At 67.3% G+C, this 25,824-nt stretch carries 25 protein-coding genes; 10 read left to right on the top strand and 15 right to left on the bottom strand.

What is annotated here, in order from left to right:
* The first annotated feature begins 78 nt into the window (after positions 1-78).
* The 3 genes from FQU85_RS04555 to FQU85_RS04565 are packed head-to-tail and all read left to right on the top strand — an operon-like array spanning position 79 to position 2,180.
* Positions 79-651: an IMP cyclohydrolase gene (locus tag FQU85_RS04555; protein ID WP_145844877.1), complete on the top strand. Its 573-nt coding sequence runs from the start codon at positions 79-81 to the stop codon at positions 649-651.
* Between the two features lie 24 nt (positions 652-675).
* Positions 676-1,341, top strand: a complete 666-nt coding sequence (locus FQU85_RS04560) for a metallophosphoesterase (RefSeq protein ID WP_145844882.1) — start codon at positions 676-678, stop codon at positions 1,339-1,341.
* Positions 1,342-1,379: 38 nt separating this feature from the next.
* A complete protein-coding gene (locus FQU85_RS04565) occupies positions 1,380-2,180 on the top strand; it encodes an aldo/keto reductase (protein ID WP_145844884.1) in 801 nt (266 codons plus the stop codon).
* A gap of 17 nt (positions 2,181-2,197) precedes the next feature.
* Here the strand turns inward: FQU85_RS04565 and FQU85_RS04570 are convergent, their stop codons facing one another.
* Together FQU85_RS04570 and FQU85_RS04575 are read right to left on the bottom strand one after the other, a co-directional pair.
* Positions 2,198-2,653 (bottom strand): RDD family protein, encoded by a 456-nt coding sequence (locus FQU85_RS04570; protein ID WP_145844886.1) that lies wholly within the window; start codon positions 2,651-2,653, stop codon positions 2,198-2,200.
* Between the two features lie 99 nt (positions 2,654-2,752).
* Positions 2,753-3,937 carry an aspartate kinase gene (locus FQU85_RS04575; RefSeq protein WP_145844890.1) on the bottom strand — a complete coding sequence of 395 codons (1,185 nt, stop codon included), beginning with the start codon at positions 3,935-3,937 and terminating at the stop codon, positions 2,753-2,755.
* A 108-nt stretch (positions 3,938-4,045) separates the two neighbouring features.
* Between FQU85_RS04575 and FQU85_RS04580 the strand changes: the two genes are divergently transcribed.
* On the top strand, positions 4,046-4,426 hold the full coding sequence (locus FQU85_RS04580; protein WP_145844892.1) for a hypothetical protein: 381 nt from the start codon (positions 4,046-4,048) through the stop codon (positions 4,424-4,426).
* On the opposite strand, the gene FQU85_RS04585 is transcribed toward FQU85_RS04580, so the two are convergent.
* The 3 genes from FQU85_RS04585 to FQU85_RS04595 are packed head-to-tail and all read right to left on the bottom strand — an operon-like array spanning position 4,423 to position 6,169.
* A complete protein-coding gene (locus tag FQU85_RS04585) occupies positions 4,423-5,133 on the bottom strand; it encodes a Zn-ribbon domain-containing protein (protein ID WP_145844894.1) in 711 nt (236 codons plus the stop codon). The genes FQU85_RS04580 and FQU85_RS04585 overlap by 4 nt on opposite strands.
* Position 5,134: 1 nt before the next feature.
* Positions 5,135-5,515, bottom strand: coding sequence for a DUF2073 domain-containing protein (locus FQU85_RS04590; RefSeq protein ID WP_145844897.1), 381 nt, complete (start codon positions 5,513-5,515; stop codon positions 5,135-5,137).
* Positions 5,516-5,521: 6 nt separating this feature from the next.
* Positions 5,522-6,169 carry an Era-like GTP-binding protein gene (locus FQU85_RS04595; RefSeq protein WP_145844900.1) on the bottom strand — a complete coding sequence of 216 codons (648 nt, stop codon included), beginning with the start codon at positions 6,167-6,169 and terminating at the stop codon, positions 5,522-5,524.
* 853 nt (positions 6,170-7,022) lie between these two features.
* Between FQU85_RS04595 and FQU85_RS04600 the strand changes: the two genes are divergently transcribed.
* Positions 7,023-8,498 (top strand): Cdc6/Cdc18 family protein, encoded by a 1,476-nt coding sequence (locus tag FQU85_RS04600; RefSeq protein WP_145844902.1) that lies wholly within the window; start codon positions 7,023-7,025, stop codon positions 8,496-8,498.
* Between the two features lie 3 nt (positions 8,499-8,501).
* Here FQU85_RS04600 and FQU85_RS04605 read toward each other — a convergent pair whose 3' ends face one another.
* Positions 8,502-9,188, bottom strand: coding sequence for a S26 family signal peptidase (locus FQU85_RS04605; RefSeq protein ID WP_145844905.1), 687 nt, complete (start codon positions 9,186-9,188; stop codon positions 8,502-8,504).
* 138 nt (positions 9,189-9,326) lie between these two features.
* Between FQU85_RS04605 and FQU85_RS04610 the strand changes: the two genes are divergently transcribed.
* From FQU85_RS04610 to FQU85_RS04630, 5 genes are all read left to right on the top strand, one after another.
* The gene (locus FQU85_RS04610) at positions 9,327-11,060 is read left to right on the top strand and encodes a DNA-directed DNA polymerase II small subunit (protein ID WP_145844907.1); all 1,734 of its coding nucleotides are present in this window, start codon (positions 9,327-9,329) and stop codon (positions 11,058-11,060) included.
* A gap of 52 nt (positions 11,061-11,112) precedes the next feature.
* Positions 11,113-12,582, top strand: a complete 1,470-nt coding sequence (locus tag FQU85_RS04615) for an MATE family efflux transporter (RefSeq protein WP_240792453.1) — start codon at positions 11,113-11,115, stop codon at positions 12,580-12,582.
* A gap of 121 nt (positions 12,583-12,703) precedes the next feature.
* The gene (locus FQU85_RS04620) at positions 12,704-13,471 is read left to right on the top strand and encodes a hypothetical protein (protein WP_145844909.1); all 768 of its coding nucleotides are present in this window, start codon (positions 12,704-12,706) and stop codon (positions 13,469-13,471) included.
* Positions 13,472-13,509: 38 nt separating this feature from the next.
* Positions 13,510-14,091: an Sjogren's syndrome/scleroderma autoantigen 1 family protein gene (locus FQU85_RS04625; RefSeq protein ID WP_145844911.1), complete on the top strand. Its 582-nt coding sequence runs from the start codon at positions 13,510-13,512 to the stop codon at positions 14,089-14,091.
* A 159-nt stretch (positions 14,092-14,250) separates the two neighbouring features.
* On the top strand, positions 14,251-14,643 hold the full coding sequence (locus tag FQU85_RS04630; protein WP_145844914.1) for a universal stress protein: 393 nt from the start codon (positions 14,251-14,253) through the stop codon (positions 14,641-14,643).
* Here the strand turns inward: FQU85_RS04630 and FQU85_RS04635 are convergent.
* From FQU85_RS04635 to FQU85_RS04675, 9 genes are all read right to left on the bottom strand, one after another.
* Positions 14,640-17,045, bottom strand: coding sequence for a DEAD/DEAH box helicase (locus FQU85_RS04635; RefSeq protein ID WP_145844916.1), 2,406 nt, complete (start codon positions 17,043-17,045; stop codon positions 14,640-14,642). The genes FQU85_RS04630 and FQU85_RS04635 overlap by 4 nt on opposite strands.
* 210 nt (positions 17,046-17,255) lie before the next feature.
* A complete protein-coding gene (locus FQU85_RS04640; protein WP_145844918.1) occupies positions 17,256-17,816 on the bottom strand; it encodes a dolichol kinase in 561 nt (186 codons plus the stop codon).
* On the bottom strand, positions 17,813-19,537 hold the full coding sequence (gene glyS / locus FQU85_RS04645) for a glycine--tRNA ligase (protein WP_145844921.1): 1,725 nt from the start codon (positions 19,535-19,537) through the stop codon (positions 17,813-17,815). The genes FQU85_RS04640 and glyS overlap by 4 nt, the downstream gene beginning before the upstream one ends.
* On the bottom strand, positions 19,534-20,385 hold the full coding sequence (locus tag FQU85_RS04650) for a CBS domain-containing protein (protein WP_145844923.1): 852 nt from the start codon (positions 20,383-20,385) through the stop codon (positions 19,534-19,536). The genes glyS and FQU85_RS04650 overlap by 4 nt, the downstream gene beginning before the upstream one ends.
* 41 nt (positions 20,386-20,426) lie before the next feature.
* Entirely contained in the window at positions 20,427-20,996 is a 570-nt protein-coding gene (locus tag FQU85_RS04655; protein ID WP_145844925.1) for a hypothetical protein, read from the bottom strand.
* Positions 20,997-21,042: 46 nt separating this feature from the next.
* A complete protein-coding gene (locus FQU85_RS04660) occupies positions 21,043-21,594 on the bottom strand; it encodes a hypothetical protein (protein ID WP_145844927.1) in 552 nt (183 codons plus the stop codon).
* A 1-nt stretch (position 21,595) separates the two neighbouring features.
* Positions 21,596-23,152 (bottom strand): ABC transporter ATP-binding protein, encoded by a 1,557-nt coding sequence (locus FQU85_RS04665; protein WP_145844930.1) that lies wholly within the window; start codon positions 23,150-23,152, stop codon positions 21,596-21,598.
* A complete protein-coding gene (locus tag FQU85_RS04670) occupies positions 23,149-24,345 on the bottom strand; it encodes an ABC transporter ATP-binding protein (protein WP_145844932.1) in 1,197 nt (398 codons plus the stop codon). The genes FQU85_RS04665 and FQU85_RS04670 overlap by 4 nt, the downstream gene beginning before the upstream one ends.
* Entirely contained in the window at positions 24,345-25,823 is a 1,479-nt protein-coding gene (locus FQU85_RS04675; RefSeq protein WP_145844934.1) for an ABC transporter permease, read from the bottom strand. The genes FQU85_RS04670 and FQU85_RS04675 overlap by 1 nt, the downstream gene beginning before the upstream one ends.
* Position 25,824: the final 1 nt, after the last annotated feature.

The raw sequence follows: 25,824 nt of genomic DNA on the forward strand, positions 1-25,824 counted from the left end.
CGGTTCGCCGCCAGCAGTTGAACGCTTGTTCGTGGATACTCCGACATCTATTTTTGCGTGGTGTGCGCACGTTCTCGCATGTACGTTGGGCGGTTCGTGGTCGTCGGTCCGGGTGTGGGTGCGTATCGAGTGTCCTCGCGGTCGTTCCCGAATCGGACTGTAGTGGAGCGCGACGGCCGGTTGACAGTCGTTCCGACCGCGGACGCCGAGGAGACGGATAATCCGTACGTGTCGTACAACTGCGCGCGGGAGTCGGGGGGGCGTGCGGTCGTGGGGAACGGGTCGCACGTCGACCCGATCACGGAGAAACTGGACTTGGGGTATCCGGCGCGTGACGCGTTGGTGTCGGGGTTGTTCGCGATGGACTACGAGAAGGACGACTACGACACGCCCCGAATCGCGGGCGTCGTCGGGACAGAGGACGCCTACATCGGTATCGTTCGGAAGGACGCGCTCCTCGTGCGGGCGGTCGCGGAGCCGACGCTCGTCGCCACCTACGAGAAGGACAGTCCGGAGGCGCACGCGTTCGACGCGGACACCGCGGCAGGTGCGGCGCGCGAGGTGCTTGACGCCGAGTTCGAGCACGCGGTGTGCGCGGCGGGCGTCACCGTCGGCGACGAGGTGTCGTTCGCGTTCGCCGACAACGAGTAAGGGCTGGCGGTCGAAGACCGCAGTATGCGAGTCGGCGTCCTTTCCGACATTCACGCGAACAGGGTGGCGCTCGACGCGGTGTTCGATGACATGCCGGACGTGGACGCGCTCGTCTGCGCGGGCGACGTCGTCGGGTACAACCCGTGGCCGGCGGCGTGTGTCGAGGCGCTCCGAGAGCGCGACGTGCCGACGGTGATGGGAAACCACGACCGGAAGGTCGCCACGGACTCGAACTTCCGCGGGAACGGCATGGCGAGCGCGGGTATCACGCACGCAAAGCGCGACCTCTCGGACGCTCAGACGGAGTGGGTTCGAGGGTTGCCGCGCGAGCGCGTGCTGTTCGACGGCCTGCTGAAGGTCGTGCACGACCACCCGACCAGACGAGACCACTACACGTATCCCGAGCAGTTCTCGGCGGACCTGCTCGGCGGCGAAGACGTGCTCGTTCTCGGACACACGCACGTGCAGGCCCACGAGGCGTTCTCGGAGGGCGTCGTCCTCAATCCGGGGAGCGTCGGCCAGCCGCGCGACCGCGACCCGCGCGCCGCGTACGCACTCGTGGAGGTGACGGATTCGGGCGTGTCCGTGGAGGAGCGCCGCGTCGCGTACGACACCGACGCGGTCGCGGACGCCGTTCGGGAGGCGGGCCTCCCGAAGTCGACGGCGAGTCGGCTGCGGGACGGCCGCTGAATCGGCACACTCAGGCGGCGGGCGCGACTCCACTGGGTATGAGCGAGTTCGACTCATTCGGCCTCGGCACCTACCAGCTCACCGGCAGTCAGTGCGCGGACAGCGTCGCGACCGCGTTGGACGCGGGCTACCGGCACGTCGACACCGCGCAGGGATACGGAAACGAGGGGCTCGTCCGGCGCGGCATCGAGCGCAGCGACGTGGACGCGAGCGACGTGTTCGTCGCGACGAAGCTCTCCACCGACAACCTCGGGTACGAGGACGCCGTGGACAGCGCGCACGAGTCCGCCGCCCGACTCGGCGTGGACAGCATCGACCTCCTCTACGTCCACTGGCCGCTCGACACCTACAGCAAGGAGGAGACCATCGACGCGCTGAACGACCTGCACGCCGAGGGCGTCGTGGACCGCGTCGGCCTCTCGAACTTCCGGGTCGACCAGCTCGACGCAGCGCGCGACCGCCTCGACCCCGACCCGTTCGCGCACCAGATCGAGTGCCATCCGCTCCTCCAACAAGAAGCGTTACGCGCGTACGCCCGCGAGCACGACCACTGGGTCGTCGCGTACTGCCCCATCGCCCGCAACAAGGTCGCCGACGTGAACGTGATTCAGGACATCGCGGACGCCCACGACGCGACGCCCGCGCAGGTGAGTCTGGCGTGGCTGAATGGATTGGAGAACGTCGCCGCCGTCCCGAAGGCAACCTCGCTCGACCACATCACGGAGAACTTCGCGAGTCGAGACATCACCCTTACCGACCGCGAGATGAACCGCATCGCTGACATCGACGACGAACACCGCATCGTGGATTTCGACGGCGCCCCCTGGAACGAGAACTAGAGGCTACGAGGCGGGAGTTACGGGCGGACGACGACCGTCTCGGCGACTCGGTCACCCACCCGCTTCTTCCGGTCTGACAGCAGGACGGAGGCGATTCCCACGAGGTAGAACGCGGGCAGCACGTCCACGAGTCGCAGGACGTTCCGCACCGTCGCCGCCCGCAACGACGGGTTCGTTCCGTCGTCCGCGACCACCCGAATCGCCACGAGGTACTTCCCGACGGTCTGCCCGTACCGGTACTCCATCAGGACGTGGTACTCGACGGAGAGCGCCAGCCACAGCAGGAACGCCACCTGCGCCGGCAACCCGGAGAGGTCGGCGTCCGCGGACGCCCCGCTCACCCGCACGTCACCAGTCACAAACGCGACCGCGTACACCGCCGCGAACAACAGCGCGAACCACACCGCGGAATCCACCGCGAGCGCGACGCCGCGAATCCCGACGCCGCACTCCCCGGTCTCGGTCTCGGCCATGACCGGCACGACGACGAACGAACGGAAAGGCGTTTCCACAAGAAACACTCGCGGGTCGTCCCTCCCCGCTCGCTCAGTTGGAGACGGCTTCGCCGTCTCCTACTCCGCGAACAACTCTTGGATAATGTCGAGGACGTCGTCGCGGTCGTCCCAGTCGACGAAGAGCGCGACGGAGGTTGCGGACGTGATGACGTCGTGGAGGTTGATGCGGGCGTCGGCGATGGGGTCGACGATTCGCTGGATGACGCCGGGCTGGTTCGGGAGTTCGCCGCCGAGCACGCGGATGACGGCCACGTCGTCGGAGACCGTGACGCTGGAGAGCGTGTCGTCCTCGATGACTTCGCGGTGGAGGACGTTCTCGGCCTCCTCGGCGAGGTCTGCGTTCACGTAGAACGTCATCGAGTCCATGCCGGACGCGACCGCGTCGACGTTGATGTCGGCGTCCGCGAGCGCGGTCGACAGCCGGGACATGATGCCGGGTTTGTTCCGCATCGCGCGCCCCGCGACCGTGAGGCAGGCGAGCGGCTGTTCGCGCATGTCGATGATGTTCTCGAAGCGCCCCTCGATTCGGGTGCCGCCGGAGAGGAGGTCGCCGTGCTGGTAGTGGACGACGCGGACTTCGAGATCCTCGTCCTTGTAGGAGAGCGCGCTCGGCGCGACGACCTCCGCGCCCCGGAAGGAGAGGTTACGGAGTTCGTCCACGGTGATTTCGCCGACGTTCCGCGCGCCCTCGACCACCCGCGGATCGCCGGTCATGATTCCCTCGACGTCGGTGACGATGACGACCTCGTCCGCGTCGAGGTAGCGCCCGAGCATCACGGCGGTGGTGTCGCTGCCGCCGCGACCGAGCGTCGTGACGTTCCCCTCCAGGTCTTCCGCGAGGAACCCCGTGATGACGGGAACCGCGTCGTCGAGTTCCGAAGCGAGCGCCTTCGCGCGCTTCTGCGTCTCCTCGATGTTCACCTCGCCGCGGCTGTTCGTGACGACGGGCCAGTCCGGGTGGCCGGGTTCGAGGAACACGGCGTTCACGTCCCGTGAGGCGAGCGCGGCCTTCAACATTCGAACGGAGGTGCGTTCGCCCATCGAGACGATCTCCGCGCGGTCGGCGGAGTCCGCCTCGAACGTGATGTCGTCGAGGAGTTCGTCCGTCGTGTCGCCCATCGCGGACGCGACGACCGCGACCTCGTGGCCGGCGTCGACGGCGGACGCGACCGACGCGGCCGCGCGCTCGATTCGCTCCCCGCTCCCGAGACTCGTCCCGCCGAACTTCGCTACGACGCGCATCGCGACGCCTCCACGTGACTCTGAGCGTTCATGGCCCGTGATTGCGCGGGCACGAAGATAACGGCTTCGTCGCACGGAACTTTTGCCCGTGTACACGAACGGTCACGTATGCACGTCAGAGAGGCGGTCGAAGCGGACACTGACGCAGTTTCGAGCCTGCTCGACGCGCCCGCGGGCGTCGCGAGCCGACTGCTCCGCGAACGCACTGTCTCCGTCGCGGTTCGAGACGAAACCGTGGTCGGCGTGGTCGCGTTCGAGGTGGACGAGGATGCGGTGCACGTGACGCGGCTCGCGGGCGACTCGGACGACATGGAGCGCCTGCTCGACGAACCGATACGGTTCGCCGCGAACGAGGGGCTTCCGGTGGAACTCCTCGTCGAAGAATCGGACGATGACGTCGCGTTCGCAGTGGAAACGAAGGGGTTCGAGAACGTGGGGGCGGGACCGCGGTTCGGGGGCGAGGAGACGATCCGATACCGGTACGGTTAGTCCTCCTCGCGCCAGGACTCCGGAACCTCGATGACGTATCGGCCGTTCTCCTGCAGCGCGATGATGTACTCCTCGCGGTCGTACAGCTCCATGAGGTTGAGTTCGTACTGGCCGGGTGCGACGACCTTGATGGATTCGAACTGGCTGTTCAGCTCCTCGCGGAGTTCGTCCATATCCGGCCGGTCGTCAGACTCGGGTTCCTGCACCACGCGACCCTCGCGGTCGGGTTTCGGCGGCAGGTCGTCCGAGGTCACCATCTCGGAGCGCGCGTCCGCCTGCGCGGTGTCCTCCCGGTCGGCGTCCGCCGCCTCGATTTCGTCCGGAACCTCCGCGCCGTCCGTCCCGCTCGTGGACTCGGTGTCGGCGTCCGGTGTCTCGGACGGGAAAGTCTCGGCGCTCGGCGCGTCCGCGGACGCGGTGTCAGTCGCGTCCTCCGTGTCCCGCGAGTCGCCGGGCCAATCGCTGGACTCCTCGCTGGACGACGAAGAGAGTGTGTCGCGAACGCTCGCGGCCGCGCGACCGACCGCCGAGGTCACTGACCCGCTGTCGGGTTCGGGTGGTTCCGGCGGTTCCGCGTCCTCGGGGTCGTCGGGGGCGGCGTCGGGATGGAACTGGAACTTGTTCCCGCCGCACTCCGGGCACCCCGACAGCATCTCCTTCGACCCGTCGGGGAACGTGTGCCCGCAGTTCGTGCACTGATGCGGCATCCTAGTCGCGGGAGATGAGTGCGCTGATGAGGGTGTCGTCCTTGTGCAGCGACTTGATCTGGTTCGCCGGTCCGATGACCGTGAGCTTCGATGACTCGTTCTTCCCCATCAGGCGGTTGAGGAATCCGCCGTCGTTCGCCTCCGACCGCGGGAACGACTCGATTTCGATACCCGAGAAGCCGTCGGGGTTGATCTCGCTCATCGTCACCTCGATGAGCTTCGACTCCTCGTCCGGGCTCAGGCCGCGTTCGAGCACCACGATGTTACCGTCGTGAACGCCGTCGAGGATGAGCCGGATTTTCTCCATCGAGGTCTTTCCCTCCATCTTCTCGCCGCTGATGAAGTCGATCTGCACGCCGTCTTCGTGTTCTATTTCTGGCATCCTGTGTCACCCGAATTTCGTCGCAATCTCGTCGTACACTTCGTCCATGTTCTCGCCCTCTAGCGCGGAGAGGGGAATGGTGTCGTGCTGGGGGAACGCGTTCTTGATCTGCTGGATGTTCGCGTCCTCCAGATCAGTCTTGTTCGCGAGGATGAGCACGGGGAGGTCGCGGCTCTCGATGATGCCGATGAGCATCGTGTTCACCTGCGTGAACGGATCCGTAGTCGCGTCAAGCACGTAGATGACGCCGTCAACGTCCTCGCGCAGCCAGTGCATCGCCTCCGCGACACCCTCGGTCGCCTCACGGGAGCGCCGGACGGCCTCGTCCTTCTCCATGCCGTGCTCGACGAACTCCTCGTAGTCGACCTTCGTCGCGACACCGGGCGTGTCGACGATGTCGATGCTGACGGTGCGGCCGTCGCGCTCGATTTCGACGTTCTCCTTTCGGCGTGCGCGTCGCGTTTCGTGTGGAACGTGACTCTCGGGGCCGATGGCGTCACCGGTCCAGTCGCGCGCGATCCGGTTCGCGAGCGTCGTCTTCCCCGCGTTCGGCGGTCCGTAAATTCCGATGCGCTTGGGTTCGTCACCCTCGCCGGCGAAGAGCTTCGCCGTCACACCGGAGATGCTGTCTTTGAGGTCTGCGAACAGTCCCATCCTTGGCTCTCCTACGCACCCCCATACGTGTAAGGCTAACGCAGAATGCGCGCCGAGACGGCCGATATCGCGTCAGACGGACGGCATTCGGGTGTTCGTGGAAAGGAAACGAAGGGGTTCGAGAACCGGTCTCATGCCGAGCGGATGTGCCAGACCGAGACGGAGACGTGAGTCGGCGCAACACAACGACGGTTCGAGCCCCCCACCCCTTCGTTTCGAGTGGAACTGTCGAGAAGCGGGGGGCGGGGGGCCGAAGGATCGCCAAGAACTACACTAGGAACGAACACTACACGACCCTAAATTAAAGTTAGTATTGCAGTACGGGTTTGGTTGTCCTGGCTATCACTTAGTTCTTTCCCATTCCTAGGCCGTCTCCTCCCTCCCCCCTCCCCCTCGATCTCGTTCTCCACTCGAAACGAAGGGGTGGGGGGGGTTCGGGACGCCCCAGCACTCGACCCACCCGTTTCGGGTGGAACCACTATGCTCCCGTGTCCGAACGATGCAGCGATCCGGGTTCTCTCGTCCCGTCCTCTCACCGGTCTCGCCGTCCCCGAGCTTCGTTCAGTCCACTCCCTACCCCACGACGGCACACTCGGGTGCAGTCCGCCCGTTCCATCCGAACCCCTCGTCTCCCGGTCACGTGCACGCAGTCGCCCGCTTTTCTGCCGCCTCCACCGGTTCTGAAGGCCGGACCGAAACTTATTAACTACTGTACTTTCCATTGTTTCATCTGCATCAACTGCATACGCCTCACGGGCGGCCACCGTGATTCCGGCGATACTACCTCACTCACGCCGGTTCTCGCTGCCTCGCGGGCATCTCCACCTGAAATAGAGGGGTGAACGATTCAGATATGGACGACAACACACCGGCGGACGACCGGCGCACGGCACGTGACTTCGACGTGGAGATAGACGACGTCCTCGACGAGGACGGCGACGACGAGGACGGCCTCTTCGACGACCTCCTCCGCGGCGAACCTATCTTCGAGAACAAGGAAGTCCTCCGCCCCTCCTACACGCCCCACGAACTCCCGCACCGGAACGAACAGATCAACAACATGGCGACAATCCTCGTCGCCGCGCTCCGCGGGGAGACGCCCTCGAACATCCTCATCTACGGGAAGACTGGCACCGGAAAGACCGCGTCCGCGAAGTTCGTCAGTCAGGAACTCGAAAAGACCTCACGGAAGTACGAAGTCCCCTGCGAGGTCGAATACATCAACTGCGAGGTCACGGACACGCAGTACCGGGTGCTCGCGCAGCTCGCGAACACGTTCATCCAGCAGAACCGCGAGTTCGTCGACGAGCGTGTGAACGCCCTCGAAGACCTCGCGGAACGCGCACGCGACGACCCGCACGCGCTCACAGATACGGAGTTCGACTCCGTGGAAGAAGTCGTCGAACGCGTGGACTCCCTGCTCGACGATCGCGAGGAGATGGATGACGTCCCGATGACGGGCTGGCCGACCGACCGCGTCTACACCGAGTTCTTCGACGCCGTCGACTACGTCGAACGCGTCGCCGTCATCATGCTCGACGAAATCGACAAGCTCGTCGAGAAATCCGGGGACGACACACTCTACAACCTCTCCCGGATGAACTCCGAACTCGACAACTCCCGCGTCTCCATCATCGGCATCAGCAACGACCTGAAGTTCACCGACTTCCTCGACCCCCGCGTCAAGTCCAGCCTGGGCGAGGAGGAAATCGTCTTCCCGCCCTACGACGCGAACCAACTTCGCGACATCCTCGAACACCGCTCGGAGACCGCGTTCAAGGCGGACGCGCTCTCGGAGGACGTCCTCCCGCTGTGCGCGGCGTTCGCCGCGCAGGAACACGGGGACGCGCGGCGCGCGCTCGACCTCCTCCGCACCGCGGGCGAACTCGCCGAACGCGATCAGGCCGACATCGTCACCGAGGCGCACGTGCGGCGCGCGCAAGACAAGATCGAACTCGACCGCGTCGTCGAAGTCGTCCGCACCCTCCCCACCCAGAGCAAACTCGTCCTGTACGCCATCCTCGTCCTCGAAAAGCACGGCGTGCACAACATCAACACGGGCGAGGTGTACAACATCTACAAGCGCCTCTGCGACGAGATCGACGCCGACGTGCTCACCCAGCGCCGGGTGACCGACCTCATCAGCGAACTCGACATGCTCGGTATCGTGAACGCCGTCGTCGTCTCGAAGGGCCGCTACGGCCGCACCAAGGAAATCAGCCTCTCGGTTCCGGTAGAGGAGACCGAGGCAGTCCTCGAAGCCGACTCCCGGCTCGGGGACGTTGAGAACGTCACGCCGTTCGTGCAGGCGCGCTTCGACAACGAGTGAGTTCTACGAGACGAGTTCGGTGACGGCCTCACCGACTGTGGCTTCCCCGGAGAAGACGAGCCGAACGTAGCCGAGCCACGGCACTCGGAACTCCGCGCGCCCCTTCACCCACTCGGGCTTGACGGGGCTGCTGATGCCGTTCACCTGGTCGTAGTACTGGTTGTTGTCGCCCTTCGTGACGAACCCGGCGTGGGGGGCGGGGCAGTTCGCTATCGCCGCGCAACTGCTGCCGTCGACGTACGCGGGGGTCGCTCTGTCATACCAGTTCTCGCCGTCCGCGACCCAGAACCGCGCCCGGTGAATGATGGGCGTGGTTCCGCCGTTCCCGTTGCGTTGATAGACGACGACGTCGCCGTACCCGCCGAACCGCTGGTAGTCGATCTCCTCGCCCATCTCGTGGGTGATGACGCCGGTGTCGGCGTACCCCATATCGCCCGTGAACCGGTCTTCCTCCACGACGAACACGAGGTCACCGCGCTCCATGTGCGGCTCCATGCTTCCGGATTCGACGGCGACGAGCGGCGGCCACAGCCCGCTCACGCTGAACAACAGCATGCCGACGAGGAGGACGACGAGCGCGCTCGACACCATCTCGCGGGCGAACACGACGAACTCGTTGTCTGTCCGGAACACCCACCGGAGAGCGTCCGTGGGGCTTCGTCGCGGATCCGGCGCGTCGTCGTCGGCCATACAGAACCGAGGACGCGCTGGGGGGACAAAAGCCCCGCCGGTCTACTTCCACGGGCGGTACGGGGCGGCTGCCACGGGGCTCGACCCCGAGGCGGTTGACCGCAGGGCTTTTGCTCGCGTCCCGCCTCCCGAGTGAGTGTGCCGAACTCGACGCCGATCGTGGTCGTGCGAGAACTCACGAGCCGCGGCTACAACGCGGATCGGGACGCCGTGACCCTGCTCGCGGACGAACCCGACCCCGAGCGCGCCGTCGAGCACGTGGTCGAGCACGCCCCCGCGGACGTGCTCACGATCTCCGCCGCGCAGGTTCGCGAGGCACTCGACGCCCGCGGCGACGACGCGGAGCGCGACGGCCGCCCTGGCCCCGCAGCGGACGCCGCCACAGAGCAGACAGAGGGAGCGGTCGAGGCCACTGAACCGGATGCCACAGCGGCCACGGATACCACGGCGGCGGGTCCATCGGCCGGCGACAGGGCCTCTACGGCCGTCTCACAGAAAACCCACACCTCTGCTTCGACTGCACGAGAAAATCACGATTCAACCTCTGAGTCTAGTGGTTTTGCACCTGAAACAAAGGGGGTTGGGGATGGGGGGGCGTCCGGCGTCGAGGACGCGCTGAACGCGGATGACATCGAGGCGTTCGAGCGCGCGGTCGACGAGACGCTCCACGACGTCAGCATCGCGAACGACATCACGGGCCAGTCCACGGGAACGGGAGACTACGACGACTTCGTCTCCGTGTTCCGCGACCGCTACGACCGCCTCTCCTCGAAACTCCGCGGGCGCGTGAACCACCGGCCGACGAACGCGCTCGAATCCATGGGCGGCGGGAGCGACGCCGCTATCGTCGGGATGGTGAACGACATCCGGTCGACCGCGAGCGGCCACTGGCTCATCGAACTCGAGGACACGAACGGCGTCTTCCCCGCGCTCGTGATGAAAGACCGCGACATCGCCGCGCACGTTGACGAACTCCTCCTGGACGAGGTCATCGCCGTCGAGGGGTCGCTCGCGCAGGACGGCGGCATCCTCTTCGTGGACTCCATGCACTTCCCGGACATCCCCCGAACCTACGAGCCGAACACGGCCGACCGGCACGTGCAGGCCGCGCTCATCAGCGACGTGCACGTCGGCAGCCAGGAGTTCGCGGACTACGCTTGGGAGTCGTTCGCGCGCTGGCTCCACACCGAGGAGGCCGAGCACGTCGAGTACCTCCTCCTCGCGGGCGACATGGTGGAGGGCGTCGGCGTCTACCCCGACCAGGACGAGGAACTCGACATCGTGGACATCTACGAGCAGTACGAGGCGTTCGCGGAGAAACTCAAGCAAGTCCCGGGCGACATGGAGATCGTGATGATTCCGGGGAACCACGACGCGGTTCGGCTCGCGGAACCCCAGCCCGCGTTCGACGAGGAGCTCCGCGACATCATGAGCGCGCACGACGCCCGCATCACCGGGAACCCGAGCGTGGTCACCGTCGAGGGCGTGGACGTCCTGATGTACCACGGCGTCAGTATCGACGAAGTCATCGCGGAACACCCGAGCGAGTCCGTCTCCTACGAGGCCCCCCACAGGGCGATGGCGCAACTCCTGAAGAAGCGCCACGTCGCCCCCCAGTACGGCGACCGGCTCCGGGTCGCGCCCGAGGAGAAGGACTACCTCGTCATCGACGACGTGCCGGACGTGTTCCACACCGGCCACGTCCACAAGCTCGGCGTCGGGACGTACAACAACGTCCGCCTCGTGAACTCGGGGTGCTGGCAGGAGCAGACCGCGTTCCAGAAGTCCGTCAACATCGACCCGGACGTGGCGACCGCGCCCATCCTCGACCTCGACACGCTCGACGTCACCGTCCGGAAGTTCGAGAACTAAACGCGTTTGCCGGCTGCCGAACCTCCTTTTGTGCGCGCCGAGAACTCCCGCCGTGTTACGCGCCGCGTTCCGCCGACTCACCGCCGCCCTCTACGCCTTCCCCGCGCTTCTCGCGCGAATCGGCTTCCTCGACCGCGAGAAGGGCGAGGAGGCGTTCGACCTCGCGGTTCCCGCGATGGTCACCGGCGGCCTGCGCACGCTCCTGCGAACCGCTGACTTCTTCATGGTCAGCGTCGCCGCCGGCGGGAGCGCCGTCGCCGCGCTCGAATTCGGGTTCCAGTACTACTTCATCCCGTTCGGGCTCGCGCTCGCGCTCACCTCCGGCACCATCAGCGTCGTCTCCCGGTTGAAGGGCGCCGACCGCCACCGCGAGGCCGACTTCGCCATCAAGCAGTCGCTCTGGCTCTCCCTCCTCCTCTCCGTCCCGATCACACTCGCGACGTGGGTGTACGCGGAGCCGATGATAGACCTCCTGACGAACGACCCCGTCGCCATCGAGGAGGGCGCGGTGTACCTCCAGATCGTGATGCTCTCCGTCGCGTTCCGATTCTGGGGGATGATAGCGTCCCGGGCCCTCGCTGGCGCAGGCGACACCCACACCCCGATGTACGTCCGCCTGCTCACCCTCCCGACGAACGTCGTCGTCAACGCAGTCCTCATCTTCGGGTTGCTCGGGTTCCCCGCGCTCGGCGTCGCCGGCGCGGCCATCGGCACCGCCGTCGCGAACGCGCTCGCCGCCGCCATCTTCTTCGCCCTCCTCGTCTCCGGCCGGTACAGCGTCCAGCTCCGCCTCGGCGGGAAGCAGTGGGACTGGGGTATCGCGACCGAAATCGTCCGCGTCGCCGTCCCGCTCGCCGGCACCCGGCTCTCCCGCACCGTCGGCCGCTTCCCGTTCCTGTTCGTGCTCGCCGTGCTCGGCAGCGAGGTCGTCGCCGCCTACGCCATCGGCCGTCGCGTCATGCTCCTCGCGCTGATGCCCGCGTGGGGGTACTCCACCGCGTCCTCCACGCTCGTCGGACAGGCTATCGGCGCGGGCGATGGCGACGAGGCCGCCGCGTACGGCTGGCAGACCCTCCGCATCGCGCTCGCAACCCAGCTCGTCATCGCCGCCGCCATCTTCGCCGCCGCGCGCCCCCTCGCCGCCGCGTTCGCCGCCGCCGACCTCGACCTCACGGTCACCTTCATCCGCGTGTTCGGCGTCGGCGTCGCGGCGTTCAGCGTCTCCCGCACGCTCCGCGGCGGCCTCCGCGGCGCGGGCGACACCTCGTGGCCGTTCTACGGCGGCCTCCTCAGCACGTACGTCGTCCGTCTCCCCGTCGCGTTCGCCGCGCTCCCCGCGACGTTCGCCGTCGCCGTTCCCGTGTTCGGCGTCACGCTCACACCCGGGCTCGGCTGGGCGCTCCCCGCCATCTACGCCGCCATCGTCGCCGACATGTACACGCGCGCCGCCGTGAACTTCGTCCGGTTCCGCTCCGGGAAGTGGCGCGAGATCGGCGCACGAGCCACGAACCAAACGACCTGATTTAAGTGGGACGCGGCCCCCTGAACGGGTATGAGCAAAGCGACGAAGTTCGTCCTCGGCACCGTCGGCGCGTCGGCCGCGCTCTCACTCGTCATCGCCGCCCAGATCGCGCTCGCGTAGCGTGTTCGAGGCGCGCGACCTTCCCCCGGACGTCGAGCGAGTCCGCGACGACCACGCGTCGGACGCCGTCGTCCTCGACACGTCCAGTGACTTCGAGACCCTGCCCGGGTACGCGCTCGACGACATCGCCACCCGCGCGGACGCGCTCACCCCGACCGCGTACGACCCCGACTGGCTCCCGGACGACAGCCCCGAGCTGCTTCGACGGCTCGCGTCGGGCGACCTCGTCGTCGGGATGCCCGGCGACGGCAGCGTCGCGTGGACCCGCCAGACCGACCCCGAGTTCGTCCTCGTGAAACCCCGGGTCGAGGGCGCGCCCGACGACTTCGTGGACTTCCTCGTCGCGGAGGCGCTCGTCGAACTCGGTCTTGGCCTCCCCGAGCACTTCCTCGGATTCTTCGCGGACGCCTACCCCGAGTTCGCGAGCGCGGTGGACGCCGACCCGACCACGACCTATCAGGTCGCGCTCGCCGCCTACGACGCCTACCGCGGCCTCCACACCCGCGACGTGTTCGCGTCCTGGGAGGGTGATCAGGCCCGCCTCCACGACGCGTGGCGGGACGCCGGCGACCGCCTCCACCCCCGCCTCGACGACCTCTCCAGCGAGGTCGCGCGCGGCACCACCGACTTCGGGGATGCGGCCGAACTCGCGTGCAGCGCCGTCAAGCACAACATCGACGTCCCCACGCCCTTCGGCGCGCTCGACACCCTCGCGTACCGCGACCACGGCCCCCAGTACGCCGTGAAGTGGGCGGAGAAACTCTTCTAACCACAGCGAAGAAGTCCCCAGACCCCGTCTACTCTTTCATGAGCGACGAGTTCGACCGCGAGGAGGAAAAACAGAAGCTCCGCGAGAAGTACGCGAAGGACCAGCAGGACCGCGAGGTCACCGGCCGCATGAGCGACCTCCTCCTGCAGGGCGCGACGATGACGAACAAACACTGCGACCGCTGCGGCAGCCCCTACTTCCGACAGAACGGCGAGGAGTTCTGCCCGACCTGCCGCGCCGAAGGCAACCAACCTCAGACCGACGAACCCGCCAGCCAATCCAGTCAGACCGCCGAGGAACCGACCGAATCCGCCGCGGCCGCCGACGCCGGAACCAGTGAGGCGCAAACCACTCCGGAACCCACGCGCGCCCCCGCCACGACAGCGGACACGCCCGCCCCCGCTACGACAGCGGACACGCCCGCCCCCGCCGCAGACGAGACAACCGAACCCACAGGCTCCCCGTCGTCTGCGGACACCGCGGACGCCCGCGCCGCCCTCGCCACCTCTATTGAAACGCTCGCCCAGCGCGCCAGCGACGCCGACGACCCCCGCCGCGCCAAGGAGTTCCTCGAAGCCGCACGCGAAGCCGCCGACACCCTCGACACCCTCGACCGCTAACCTCCCCGAACCCCACTTCACGCCTACGGCGTTCAGGTGGTTTCCCGCGTGGCAGAGCCACGCGGGTATCTCGCGGCATCGCCGCTCGATTCTCTCCGACGGCGAAGCCGTCGGAATGGGCCACCAACACTTAACCTCCTTCTCCGCTCACGTTCCGCTATGAAGATACTCGTCCCCGTGGACGGTAGCGACATCAGTTTCCGAGCGCTCTCCTTCGGTGCGGAGATGGCGCGGCGGTACGAGGGTACGGTGCACGTCGTCCACATCACGGATCGACACAACGACGTGACGGACGAAATCGTCGAGCGCGCCAAGGACATTCTGGACGCCGAAGGTATTCAGGACAACCCCGAGGTCAGCCTCGACCTCGACCTCGACTTCCGGCCGTCGAAGCGCGTCGGCGAGGACGTTCTCACGCTCGTTGACGAACGCGGCTACGACCACGTCGTGATGGGCCACCACGGCTCCGGAACGGTGGAGCGCGCCATCCTCGGGAGCGCCGCCGAGACCGTCATCAAGTCCGACAAGGTCGCGGTGACGGTCGTCCCCTAGGGCTCGTATCGAGAGCCGACGACCTCTCGGACGCGCTCGGCGGTCACCTCTCCGACGCCCGACACCTCGAGCAAGTCCTCCTCGCGCGCGGTCATCACTTCTTCGACCGTCCCGAAGTGCTCCAGGAGCGAGCGCGCCGTCACGGGCCCGATGTCCGCGATGGACTCGACGACGTACTCCTGCTGTTCGTCCAGCGTCTTCGCGGACTTCTCGCCGTGCGCGCTCACCGCTCGGTCGCGCTCTAACTGCTCTCTGCTCGCGATGGTTTCGAGCAAGTCCGCCGTGTCCGACTCGTCCTCGGTTCGGAGAACGCTGACGCCGTAATCGACCGCGAGGCTGGCGAGCGCGCCCCGAATCGCGTTCGGGTGGACGTTCCGCGCGCCATAGAGGTCGTCGCCCTCGATGACGTACACCGGCCGGTCGTAGTGCCGGACGAGGTCGGTCGCCTGCTCGAACACGGAGCGGTCACCACCGAGCAGGGTGTCGAGGAAGTCCTCGACGCTCTTGCGCTCGACCGCGACTCTGTCCGAGAGCACGTAATCTCCGACTGCGAGCGTCTCCAACCGCGTCTCCACCTGATCGCGTTTCGAGAGGTCGCGGGCGATGTGCGAGTCGAGCTCCCGCTGATCGACCACGACTTCGACCGTCTCCGCGTCGCCGTGATGCGGGTCGGTCGGCGTCTCCTTTCGCTCGACTTCCTGCTCGTCGGGATCCGGCGGTTCGAACCCCGCCAACGCCGCCTGCCCCTCGCTATCGGCTTCGCCTGCCGTCTCGTCGCTCGCGTCGTCCGCGCCGCCGGTGTCGCTCTCGTTCTCGAAGTCCGTGAGGGACTGCTGACTGTCGTCGAGTTCGTCCTCGACCTCGTCGGCGACGCCCTTCAGGGCGCGGAGCTCCTGCTCCATTTCCTTCTCACGGCGTCGAGAAATCCAGAAGTACGCCTCGTCGCGGGTGTCCTCGGCCATCAGCACGACGACCCGCCCCTCGTCCTGGCGGCCCGTCCGGCCCTTTCGCTGAACGGATCGGATCGCGGTCGGCACGGGCTCGAAGAACAACACCAAATCGACCTCCGGCACGTCTAGGCCTTCCTCGGCGACGCTCGTCGACACCAGAACCTCGAACTCGCCCGCGCTGAACGCGTCCAATCGGTCTTTCTGCTCGGTCTGCGTCATCCCGTCCGAGCCGTCCTTGTCGCCCTGCCCGACGAACCGCTCCGTCTCGAAGTGATTCCCGAGGAACTCGGTGAGCGCCTCCGCGGTGTCCCGGGACTCGGTGAACACAATCACCCTATCGCCGCCCTCGATACCGAGGGTTTCCGCGAGCAACATTCGGACTCGCCGGAACTTCGGGTGGAGGTCGTCGTACTCCGCCACGCGCCGCATCGCCTCCTTCACACGCGGCTCGCTCACGAGCCGCTGGCTCGCCTTCGACGCGCCCGACGACCGCGCCGCGTTCCGCTGGCGCTCGAAGTACCTCCGAACGGATTCGACGCTCTGCGTCTCCACCAGTTCGACCGCGCGCCGGAGCTTCATCACTTCCGCGTGCGCGCTCATCCCCTCGTAGCCCTCCGACTGGTCGTTGTCGATGAGCTTCCGGAGTTGGGCGCGCATCCGATTCAAGTCCTTCTGGGAGACGTCCGGCTGCGTCGTGTTCGTCACGCCCAGTTCCTTCAGGGCCTCCAGGCGCTCTCGAATGACCTCGTTCAGCTTGTCCCGGATCTCGATGATCTCGTCGGGGAGGTCGATGCGCTCCCACTCCACGTCCGTGTCGTGCGTGAACGCCGCCACGTCGTCGTCTTCCTCGGTCTTCACCTCCACCGACGTGATGCCGAGGTTCTCACACACCTGTCGGATGTCCTCCTCGTTCCCGCCGGGGCTCGCGCTCATCCCCGTCACGAGCGGGTTCGCGGCGTCCGCGAGGTAGCGCTCCGCGATGTACGTGTACGCGTAGTCGCCCGTCGCGCGGTGGCACTCGTCGAACGTGCAGTGCACCACGTCTCGGAGGCTCACGCGGCCGCCGACGAGGTCGTTCTCCACCACCTGCGGCGTCGCGATGACGACCCGCGCGGACTCCCAGAGTTCCGCGCGGTCGTCCGGCCGGACTTCGCCCGTGAACACCACGACCTCGTCGTCCGGAATGTCGAGCGCGTCCCGGTAGAACGTCGCGTGCTGCTCCACCAGCGGCTTCGTCGGCGCGAGCAACAGCGACTTCCCGCCGGCGTCGTCCGCCAGCCGCTCCGCCGTTACGAGCAGGCTCACCGCCGTCTTCCCCAGTCCCGTCGGGAGGCAGACGAGGGTGTTCCCGGAGAGCGCTCGCTCTGCGAGGTCAACCTGGTAGTCGCGGCGCTCGATGACGCCCGCAGAGAGCAACGGGCGGCTCACGTAGTCAGCGTCGGTGGCGGCCATTCACCACGCTGTTGGCCGTTCACGCGTTTAAGAGTTCGTGTGACGGAGTGAACGTGGTTAGTCGACGAGTTCCGCGAGTTCGAGAAGCGTGTCGAGGTCGAGCACCGCCACGACGAGCGCGACGATTACGAGCGCGACTATCGCGATGACTGCCCACTCGACTGGTGTCATACTCGCGGGTTCGGACGCCCCCGAAAAACCGTTTGTGGCCTACAGGAGGTGGATGATCGCCCACATCGCACTCGCGGACGCGACGGGGATGGAGAAGTTGTCGTCCACGACGTACGTGAACACCACGGGCTTGACGCCGTCAGCGACCGCGGCGGCCGCCGCCCCCGCGATGGCCGCGTACAGGGGGACGCGGAGGAGGCTGGCGATGGCGAGGCAGAACCCGAACGTCGCGAGCATCACCCACGACCGCTTCACGCCGAGGTCGCCGCTCGACAGGAGGCCGGAGAACGGGTCGCCGAGCGTCAGCATGAACATCGCGGGCACCGCGACGAACGGGTCGAACGCGAGCGCGACGAGCGCCATCGACACCGCGCCGAGCGCGTACCCCGCGGGGTTCTCCTGCTCGTACTCCCGGGTGAGCTTCGAGAAGACCCGCCAGTGGTCGATTGTGCCCGCGAGACGGAGCGCCTCCGCCGCCGCGACCACCACGCACGCGAGAACGAGGAATCCTCGAATATAGGCCCACGGCGCGCCGAGCAGCCAGGCGAGGGGGACGACCGAGGTGCTCGCGTGGACGGCGCGCCGCGGGAGTTCGCTCACAGCTCGGAGAAGTCGACGCGGCCGGCGCGGAGGTCGGCGAGCACGCCGGGGAGGTCGTCGATGTCGACGCGCGTCTGGTCGGTCGAGTCCCGGTCGCGCAGCGTCGCGTCGCCGTCCTCGAGGCTCTCGTAGTCGACGGTGACGCAGAACGGCGTGCCGACCTCGTCCTGCCGGCGGTACCGGCGACCGATGTTCCCGGAGTCGTCGTACGTCACGGAGAAGCCGGCTTCGCGGAGGTCGCGCGCGAGGTCGCGCGCCTCCTCGCCGAGGCCGTCCTTGTCCATCAGCGGGAAGACGCCGACGAACGTCGGCGCGACCTCGGGGTCGAGGCGGAGGACGTCGCGCTCCTCGCCGTCCACCTCGTCGGTGTCGAGCGCGTGCGCGAGCACGGTGTAGACGACGCGTCCGACGCCGAACGCCGGTTCGACGACGTGCGGGGTGATGTGCCGTCCGGCCTCCGTCACTTCCTCTACCGCGTAGCCGGTCTTCTCGACCGGTACCTCGTACGTCTCGCCGTCGACCTCCACCGACACGACGTCGTCGTCGAACGCCGCGCGGTCGCGCTCGGCTTTCGCTTCGAGCGCGTCCGCCACGTCGCCCGCCGCGCCGCCGAACTCCGGGCCGAGGTAGGACATGTCGGGGTCGACGGTCGCGCGCTCGACGGTCTTCGGCTCGTCGAACTGCTTGAACACCGTGAAGTTCTCCCCGGAGTGCTTCGCGTGCTTCGAGAGGTCGTAGTCCGTCCGCGATGCGAGGCCTTCGATTTCGATCCAGTCGCCGTCCACCTCGGACTCGGCGTCCCAGCAGTCGCTCGCGTAGTGCGAGAGCTCGCCGGGGAGGTGCTGGCGGAATCGGAACCGATCCATGTCGACGCCGACGCGGTCGAACCACCGCTGGCTCACGCCGAGCCAGTACGCCGTCCACTCGTCGCCGACGATCCCCTCCTCGACGGCCTCGCGCGGCGTCCTATCGATGTACTCGCCGTCCTCCGCCTGCTGTTCCGAGACCGGGTAGAGAGTGAGCGAGATGTCGCTCACCGAATCGAGGTCGGGGCTGTCCGACTCGGGGTCGAAGAAGTACTCAAGCTCCGCCATCGTGAACTCTCGCGTCCGGAGAAGCGCGTTCCGCGGGCTGATCTCGTTCCGGTAGCCCGTCCCGACCTGCGCCGCGCCGAACGGCAGCTGCTCGCGCGCGTACTCCTTCAGCCGCGGGAACTCCACGAACATCCCCTGCGCGGTCTCCGGGCGCAGGTAGCCCGTCTGACCGTCGCCCGGCCCGATCTGGGTCTTGAACATGAGGTTGAAGTTCTCCACGTCCTCGCCCGCGAGCGGCGTGCTGCAGTTCGGACAGACGAGGTCGTGGTCGCGGATGAGGCCCTCGACCTCGGGAATCGGGAGGCTCTCGGCGTCCTCGATGCCCGTGTTGTCCTCGATGAGGTGGTCCGCGCGGTGGCTCTCCCCGCACTCCGGGCACTCGACGAGCATGTCGTCGAACGTCTCGATGTGCCCGGACGCCTCGAATACGGGTTCGGGCGTGACCGTCGGCGCGTCTATCTCCATGTTGCCCTCGCGGGTGACGAAGCGGTCGCGCCACGCGTCCTCGACGTTCCGCTTCAGGCTCGCGCCCTCCGGCCCGTACGTGTAGAAGCCGGCGACGCCGCCGTACGCCTCGTTCGCCTGGAAGAAGAAGCCGCGGCGGCGGGCGAGTTCGTCCAACTTCATAGCGCGGAGAGCAGGTCGATGTCCCGGACGATGCCGGTGAGGTCGTCGCCGCTCACGAGCGGAAGCTGTTCGACGTCGTGCGTGAGCATCAACTGTGCGACCTCCTGCGCCGTCTTCGTGCTCGACACCGTCACGGGGTCAGCGGTCATGAACTCGCTGACCGATTCAGCGGGAATCTCGACGTTCCGCGTCGGGAAGTAGCGGTTCCCGACCGCCTTGATTCCCTCCCACATCCAGTCGTCGTCCTCGCCCGCGATGGAGTCCCCGATGTCGTCCTCGCCCTCGACGACGCGCGCCACGTCGATGACGTCGACTTCCGTGAGGATGCCGGTCATCTCGGCGTCGTCGTCGAGCACGACCGCGTACGGCACGTTCGCGTACGCGATTTCCCGCTCCGAAACCGGGAGCGGCGTCCCCTCGTAGACGGTGTTCACGTCGCGCTTGGCGAGTCCGCCGACCTCGCTGTCGCCGTCCACGTCGCCGTCCGCGATGGCGCGCACCACGTCGGTGATGGTGACGATCCCCTCCAGTTCGTCGTCGCCGACGACGACGGGGACGCGGCGCGCGCCCTCCGCGACCATCAACTGCGCCGCCTCTACGAGCGACGCGTCCGTGGTCGTCGTCGGCACGTCCTGCATCAGCAGCGCGAGCTGATCCTCGTCCGGCTGCTCGATGAGGTCTTCGCGCGAAACGAGTCCGCGGTAGCGTTCGCCCGCGTCGGATTCCTTGACGACGGGGACAGAAGAGAACTCGCGCTCCTGTAGATACGTGAGCACGTCCTCGCGAGTACCCGGAAGCTCGACCGTCACGAGCTCCGAGCGCGGTGTCATCGCGTCGGCGACGTTCATGTGGGCGGTCTACGATGCCCGCCCATTTGTAGGCTACGCCCTCAGTTCTCGGCGACGACGCGGTCCGCCTCCGGGAAGAACTTCTCGTAGCCGTCGTGCTCGAACGACCCGAGGTGGGTGCCGTCGAGGCGCTGGACGTGCGTGTACAGCCTCCCGTGTTCGACCGCGGCCTCGACGAGCGGCTGGGCGTAGTGCCGGAGGAAGTTCCCCGCGATGAAGATAGCCGTCTCCGTCTCGGGGTCGCGGAGCTCCGTCACGAAGAACACGCGGCCGTCGACCTCGGCGCGGTACACGTCGTAGACCGGGAAGCCGTCGTCGCGGAACGCGTCCGCGAACGCCGCCGCGTCGTTGTCCGGGACGACGTGCACGATGCCGTACCGCACGTCGTCGTCTTCGGGGTCGTCGTTCGAGTCGAGGCCCTTCGTCGCGGTGTCGCCCGCGCGGAGCGTCACCGTCCTCCACCCGTCGGCTTCGAGTTCCTCCGCGAGCGCGTCCATGTCCGCGAGCGTCTGCGCCCACGCGTCCTTCTTCGCACCCGGGTTCTCGGTTATCTGCTCGCGTCGCTCCGCGAGCTCGTCCTTCTCCGGCGAGTCCGGTCCCTGTTTGACCATATGAACGAAACTGGGCGATTCGGACGGAAGAACGTTCCGCTGGCCGTTAGACGCCGAACGCGACTTCGAGCAGGAAGGAGACGGCGAGCAGGCAGAGCGCGGTCGCCCCGACCGTCACGCCGGTTCCCGGCCGGTCGTCCGGCTGGAGCGAGAAGAGGGCGGCCGGGGGAATCCGTGCGACGTACCGCGCGAACGCCCCGCCGCGCTCCTCGCCGAAGTCGTCCGGGCCACTTCGGTTCGCGCCGATGCGGCCGTCAGTGCTCGTGAACGGGTTCAGGACGCTCGCCGCGGCCGCCGCCTTCTCCTCGTCGCTGCGCTCGTCCTCCTCGACCGGCTCGGTCGCCTGCTCGACGCGCGCGCTCGTCGCCTGCTCGCTCTCCGGGTCGCGCTTCCACGCCGCGGTCGGCCGGAGTTTGAGCGCGGCGTATACGAACAGGAACCAGCCGAGGACGAACTGTCCGAACTTCACGCCGGACGCGCCCGCGCCGGACAGCGCGCTCGCGACCGCGAGAACGAGCGAGACGCAGAACGCGCCGACGGCTGCGTACGTCACCACGTACGCCGTCTTCCCGAGCCAGCGCCGGCGCGTTCCGGTCATGCTAATCGAGGACGTGCGTTTCGAGGTATTCCGCGGGTTCCTCGTAGTCGTTTTGGTGGCGGTGACACCGGCTCTGCCGGCCGCTCGACGACACCTGGTAGTCGGCGGGCCGTTCGCGCTCGCAGACGCTCCCGAACTCCTCGCGGAGCGCCGCGCGCGCCGCCTCGCTCTCGCCCGCCCGGATCTGGTCGACCGCCTCCGCGACGTGGGTCTCGACTTCGCTCGGGAGGTCGAGATCGCCGAACACCTCGTCGACGAGTTCGTCGAGGTCTTCGTAGGGATCTGAGAGCCCCGCGAGTTCGAACGCCTGCTCAGTCACCGACTTCTCCCGGCGCTCGCGCTGACGGAGCACGTCCCGGAACACCTCAACGGCCTCCCACACGGCGTTGTCGATGTCGTCGTACTTCTCGGGCCGAATCTTCATCGGACACCGCGTGCTGAACGGACAGCCGCTCGGCGGGTCGCGTGGACTCGGCGGCGTTCCGCGGAGCGTGATGCGCTGCTTGTCCGCGGTCGGATCCGGTTCCGGAATCGCCGACAGCAGCGAGTGCGTGTACGGGTTCGCCGGGTCGTCGAACACCTCCTCGGACGACCCGAGTTCCATCACGTTCCCGAGGTACATCACGGCGACGCGGTCGCAGATGTGTTCGACGACCGCGAGGTCGTGCGCGATGAACAGGTACGTGAGGTCGAACTCGTCCTGGAGGTCTTCGAGGAGGTTCAGGATCTTCGCCTGCACGGACGCGTCGAGCGCCGACACCGGCTCGTCGAGGATGACGAAGTCGGGTTCGAGGGCGAGCGCGCGGGCGATGCCGATGCGCTGTTTCTGTCCGCCGCTGAACTGGTAGGGGTAGCGGTAGTAGTGCTCCGGCTGCAATCCCACCGTGTCGAGGAGTTCGCGGACGCGCGCCCGCCGCAGGCGGCGTTTCGTCGTGTGCACGCGAACCCGCACCCGGTCGCTCTCGACGTCGACGTCGACGCGCTCGGGGTCGAGCGGGATCTCCTCACGGATGTCCACCGCGGCCTCCCCGCCCCCGTTCACGTCGATCGTGATGTCGGGGTGGTCGTGGGCGTCACGGTCGAACGCCGTCACGTTCTCGCCCGCGACTTCGCGGCCGTCAGCGTCGGTGAGCGCGACGGAGAGGTACGGCCAGTCGTGCACGTCCAGGGGCTCCTGGACGATTTCGCCGATGGTCATCCGGTCGTTCAGGCTGCTGTCCGGATCCTGGAACACCATCTGGACGTTCCGCCGCCACTGCTTCAGGGCGTTCCCGGAGAGCGCGGTGGCGTCGGTTCCGTCGTACGACACCTCGCCCGCGGTCGCCTGCTCCAGGCGAATGAGCGTGCGGCCGAGCGTCGTCTTCCCGCACCCGGACTCGCCGACGAGGCCGAGCGTCTCCCCGCGCTTGATGTCGAAGGACACGCCGTCCACGGCCTTCACGGGCTTGTTGTCGAACACGCCGTCGCCGCCGTAGTACGTCTTCAGATCGCGGACGCGCACGAGCGCGTCCTCTTCGGGGGTCGATTCCGTCGTCGGGTTCGAATCTGGCGTGCTCATCGTTCGACCTCCGCGCCGGTAGCCTGCGACCGGTGGCGCTCGACCGCCCTCTCCCGCGTCTCGTCCTCGGGGTAGAGCAGGCAGGCGGCCTCGTGGTCTTCGTTCGCTTCGTTGACGTCCACGAGGACGGGGTGGACGTGGTCGCACTCGTCGAACGCCTTCGGACAGCGCGGTGCGAACCGGCAGTACGTCGCGGGCTCGTTCGGCGTCTCGACGTCGCCTTCGATGATGCTGAGGCGGTCGCCGCCCGTGTTCCGCGAGGGAATGCTGTCGAGCAGGCCCTGCGTGTACGGGTGTTTGGGGTTCCCGAACAGCTCAACGGCGCTCGCGCGCTCAACGAGCTCGCCCGCGTACATGACGTTCACGCGGTCACAGATCTCCGCGACGACGCCCATGTCGTGCGTGATGAACATGATGGAGAGGTCGCGTTCCTCCTGCAACTCCTTCAGGAGCTCCAGAATCTGCGCCTGAATCGTCACGTCGAGCGCCGTCGTCGGCTCGTCGCAGATGAGGAGTTCGGGGTCGCAGGCGAGCGCCGTCGCGATGACCGCGCGCTGACGCATCCCGCCCGAGAACTCGTGGGGGTACTCGTCCACGCGCCGGGGCGCGTCCGGAATCCCGACCGCTTCGAGGAGTTCGATGGCCTCCCGGGTCGCCTCTCGGCCGCGCAAGTCCTGGTGGAGGCGCAGCGCCTCCTTGATCTGGTTTCCGACCGTGTAGACGGGGTTGAGGCTCGTGAGGGGATCCTGGAACACCATCGAGATGGCGCTCCCGCGGAGGCGCTGGCGCGCGTTCTCCGGCATGCGCGCGACGTCCACGTAGCCGGCGGTGACCGCCCCGTCCGCGTCGCGTTCTTCCACGGCGACGAAGTCGCCGTCGTCGACGGTGTCCCCCTCGGTGAGGTCTGCGGTCGAGCGGCTGTAGCGGTTCGCGAACTGGCGGACGGTGTCGACGCCGCGGTACTTGATGTGGCCGTCCGTTATCTTCCCGGGGCTCTCGACGAGGCCCATGATGGAGCGGGCGGTGACGGACTTCCCGCTCCCGGACTCGCCGACGATCCCGACCGTTTCGCCGTACCCGATGTCGAAGGAGACGCCGTCAGCGGCGCGAATCGTCTCCTTGTCGGTGAAGAACGCCGTGTGGAGGTCTTCGACGGACAGGATCGCGTCCGTGTCGGGGCGTGCGCGCGTCATCACGCACCACCTCCGGTCGCGCCGACCTCGTCGGCGCCCGCGCCTTCGCTCTGCGGATCGATGGCGTCGCGGATGCCGTCGCCGAGCGCGTTGAACCCGACGACGACGGTCGTGATAGCGAGTCCCGGCAGCACCGAGATGTGCCAGGAGTCCGAGATGATGTAGTTCTGGCCGACCGAGACGGCGCGCCCCCACTCGGGCGTCGGCGGTTGCACGCCGATACCGATGTAGGAGAGGCCCGCGGTCGCGATCATATAGCCGCCCATGCTCATCGACGCGTAGATGAGCAGGTAGCCGACGATGTAGGGCGCGACGTGCTTGCGCATCAGCACGTCCGCGCGCTCGCCGAAGGACTCGGCGGCGTCGACCCACTCGTTCTCCACGGTCTGGAAGGCGGGACCGCGCACCGCACGCCACAGTCCCGTCCACCCCCACGCGCCGAAGATGAGCGCGAGGACGAACGCGCCGCTGTAGATTTTGGCTATCCACGTGTCGCCGAGGGCGACGCTGAGCATGATGAGCACCAGGAGCTGCGGCATCGCCTGGAACGAGTCGCTCACGAGCACGGTCGCGAGGTCGAACACGCCCTTGTAGTACGCGGACATGAGCGCGAGCGACACCGCGATGCTGCCCGCGATACCGATGGCGACGAGGCCGATGAACAGGCTCACCCTGGCGCCGTACGCCATGAACGTGAACAGGTCTTTCCCGGACACCAGCGTGCCGAACGGATGGAACCGGCCGTACTTGTCGTACGACCCGATGCCGAAGTTCTGGCGGTCGCCCTGGGACTTCGACGCGAGGTTCGCGGTGCCCGCGGTGACCGTCTGCACGCTTCCCGAGGCTTCGTCGTAGTACTCTATCTGGTGGCTGTACGGGTTCTCGATGTTCGCGTTCGCCGTCGTCGGACTGATAGTCGGCGCGAAGATCGCCATCACGATGAACACGAACACGACGGCCAGGCCGAACTTCCCCCACGAGTGCCCGCGGAGGCGGTCGATCATGTCGTCGGTCGGCGTCCAACCCGCGTACCGGTAGTGCTCGCGGAACACGAGGTAGCCGCGCCACACCCAGTAGAGCACGACGAAAGCGTACGCGTACACGAGGGCGAGGCGGAGCGCCCACGCGTACGCCGGCGACAGCCCGAGGAACGTGCTCTCCCAGGAGCCGTCGGGCATCTGGTAGCCCTGGTTCGGGACGAGGCCGCGGTCGAGCAGCGTCGGCAGGCCGTTCACGGCCGCGCCGATGTCGGCGACGAACCCGAGAACGCCGCCGAGCGGGCCGGCGATGAGGCTCGGGAGCGCCCCGAGCAGGGGTTCCGTGACGACGTCGTACGGGAGCGCCATCACGAACCCACCGATTGCGCCGAGTTCGACGGCGAGGAGCGCCACGAACACGCCAACCCAGAGGGCGGCGGGACGCGGGTTCGCCTTGATGCGCTCGGCCAGCGGTTGATCCGAGTAGTCTGGTGCAGCCATA

Source organism: Salarchaeum sp. JOR-1, from assembly GCF_007833275.1.
Lineage (GTDB): Archaea > Halobacteriota > Halobacteria > Halobacteriales > Halobacteriaceae > Salarchaeum.